Annotated in this window: 1 protein-coding gene; it reads left to right on the plus strand. The window is 53.6% G+C overall.

Going from position 1 to position 616, the window contains the following annotated elements:
- Positions 1–75: 75 nt before the first annotated feature.
- Positions 76–616 (plus strand): GTP-binding protein (locus Q7C20_RS26825; protein ID WP_375071199.1); only part of this gene is annotated, 541 nt, incomplete at its 3' end.

Consider the following 616-nt stretch of genomic DNA (forward strand, 5'->3'; position numbering starts at 1 on the left):
AATAAGCCGCAGGGTTAAAACCAAAGTCCCGTGCTCTCTCCAGAAGGGGAGAGCGCTATAGTAAGGAATATAGCCGTGTCTAAAGAAAAATTTGAACGTACAAAACCGCACGTTAACGTTGGTACTATCGGCCACGTTGACCACGGTAAAACTACCCTGACTGCAGCGATCACCACCGTACTGGCTAAAACCTACGGCGGTTCTGCACGTGCTTTCGACCAGATCGATAACGCGCCAGAAGAAAAAGCTCGTGGTATCACCATCAACACCTCTCACGTTGAGTATGACACCCCGACTCGTCACTACGCGCACGTTGACTGCCCAGGGCACGCCGACTACGTGAAAAACATGATCACCGGTGCTGCTCAGATGGACGGCGCGATCCTGGTAGTAGCTGCGACTGACGGCCCAATGCCTCAGACTCGTGAGCACATCCTGCTGGGTCGCCAGGTTGGTATCCCGTACATGATCGTGTTCATGAACAAGTGCGACATGGTAGATGACGAAGAGCTGCTCGAACTGGTCGAGATGGAAGTTCGTGAACTGCTGACCGAGTATGACTTCCCGGGTGATGACCTGCCGGTAGTTCGTGGTTCCGCGCTGAAAGCGCTGGAAG

Source organism: Pseudomonas sp. AMR01 (genome assembly GCF_041946035.1).
Taxonomy (GTDB): Bacteria; Pseudomonadota; Gammaproteobacteria; order Pseudomonadales; family Pseudomonadaceae; genus Aquipseudomonas; species Aquipseudomonas antarctica_B.